Source organism: Massilia genomosp. 1 (assembly GCF_011682185.1).
Classification (GTDB): Bacteria; Pseudomonadota; Gammaproteobacteria; order Burkholderiales; family Burkholderiaceae_D; genus Telluria_A; species Telluria_A rubra.
This window is the reverse complement of record NZ_WHJF01000263.1, coordinates 1-1610: the sequence shown is the minus strand read 5'-3', so window position 1 is coordinate 1610 and position 1610 is coordinate 1. Positions and strand designations below refer to the sequence as shown.

Genomic DNA, 1610 nt, shown 5'->3' with positions numbered 1-1610 from the left:
GCGGGAACTGGGTGCCTGTGAGCCACTTGCTGACGGCTTGCGGGACCACCTGCGCGTATCGCGCAAGCTCCGACGCGTTGCCGCCATTTTTTCGCTGCAACGCCTCCCGAAGGCGCTGGGTGCGATCCGGGGCGTCTTTTTGCACATCTGTCATTTTTATATTTTTACCAAAATAATTTCTTAAAATCACTAAATGCAATAATTTATTGTAAAATAAGGCGAAAAACTGTAATATTTTGTTAAATTATTTATTAGTGGCAATAATGTTTGAGATCGAAAAAACTGAAACTGACATTGCGGTGCAGTCGTGTAGCACGCAGTCCGCACGCGCCAAGCTTGTTGCACGTGGCGGAAAAGTTACTCGCCAGCTCGACACGGATCTTTTCGACCATCTCATTCCTGCCTACCGCCGGTACTTTATCAATTTTTTACCCATGCAGCATAGGATTCCTCCATGCCTAACAGCCCCGCCATGGATACGGACCCGTCCGATGCCGAGTTTAGCAAGACCGAACTTGCCAACTTGGCCCAAGTATCCCCGGAAATTGCCGACCAGTCACGCAAGAACTTTACGACAATCTTGCATTTTATCAATAAAGCCACGGCTACTGCTATTGCGGACCGAATTGGTATGCACGAATCGTCCATTTCTCGTGCGAAATCGGGCGGGCAGCTCAATTACTGTGCGCGTTTGCTCGCAGCGGCCGGGCTCAAGGTCGTGCCCGTCGACGCCATTGTCTACCTGCAACCGGACGAGTACCGATGAAAACCTAGTACCCCGCAGTTGACCTCCTAATCGAGGCCGCTGGCATGAAGTGCGCAAGTCTGCATTTTTAGCGGACGGCGTTGTGCCGCCCCTACTGTCTGCCCGTGTGACCGGAAACATGATCTCCAATAAAGAAGACCGAATGAATGCATTTCAACACTTTGCGGCGCAGCACGCCGCGCTGCACGCCAGGCATGTGCTTGACGAACCTGCGCGGCGCGCAGGACGGCGCCCGCCCAGCGACATCGAGCGCAAGACGTTTGAGCACGTACGCGCGCACGGCGGCCGCACTGTGGCTGAGATCGCCAACGCACTAGGCGTCAAATCGCCTGAGCTGTATGCGCCCCTGCAGCGCTTGAAAACACTTGGTCAGATCAAGCCAGACGGCACAAGCGGTGCCATTACCTGGAAAGCGGCGTGACGTGGGCCGTGGGAAGTCGGATCGGCTCCGACATGTTTAGCGAGCGGACGCGGGCGTCCAAGCCTGGGCCGGTGCTCAGGCCAAAGAAATGCGCTTGCGGGAAGAACGTGTTCGCCAAGCAGCTGGCCCAGTACGGCAAATGCGTCCACTGCGTCGGTGCGACCCAGGCGGGCCGTAGTGCCGAATGATATCCGATGAGTGAACCCAGCCTTCCTGGCGGCACTCGCCGCCAGCGTCACCCAGCAGAGACTGCGTGGTCAACACCGTATCGAACACATGACGGGCGGTGCGCCGTACTGATGCAGCACATAGGATTCAAATGAGTATTAGTTTAATGACAGCAGCATGGAAGTCGCCGTTGCCGTCGGGGCAAAAGTTCGTGTTGATCGCGCTGTGCGACAACGCCAATGACCAGGGCGAGTG

General features: G+C 55.7%; 2 protein-coding genes and 1 pseudogene. 2 read left to right on the top strand and 1 reads right to left on the bottom strand.

The annotated features are described in order from the left end of the window. Positions 1 to 199 (bottom strand): annotated as a pseudogene (locus tag F1735_RS35985) (hypothetical protein); the annotation flags it as partial. Positions 200 to 454: 255 nt separating this feature from the next. On the opposite strand from F1735_RS35985, the gene F1735_RS33420 reads away from it, so the two are divergent. Both F1735_RS33420 and F1735_RS33415 read left to right on the top strand, forming a co-directional pair. Then, the gene (locus F1735_RS33420) at positions 455 to 766 is read left to right on the top strand and encodes a hypothetical protein (RefSeq protein ID WP_167241290.1); all 312 of its coding nucleotides are present in this window, start codon (positions 455 to 457) and stop codon (positions 764 to 766) included. A gap of 118 nt (positions 767 to 884) precedes the next feature. Beyond that, positions 885 to 1187, top strand: a complete 303-nt coding sequence (locus F1735_RS33415; RefSeq protein WP_167241288.1) for a hypothetical protein — start codon at positions 885 to 887, stop codon at positions 1185 to 1187. The last annotated feature ends 423 nt before the right edge of the window (positions 1188 to 1610 follow it).

What these genes read in the sequence shown, in the direction of transcription:
- F1735_RS33420 (WP_167241290.1), top strand. Translation starts at nt 455, where the DNA reads ATGCCTAACAGCCCCGCCATGGATACGGACCCGTCCGATGCCGAGTTT.
- F1735_RS33415 (WP_167241288.1), top strand. Translation starts at nt 885, where the DNA reads ATGATCTCCAATAAAGAAGACCGAATGAATGCATTTCAACACTTTGCG.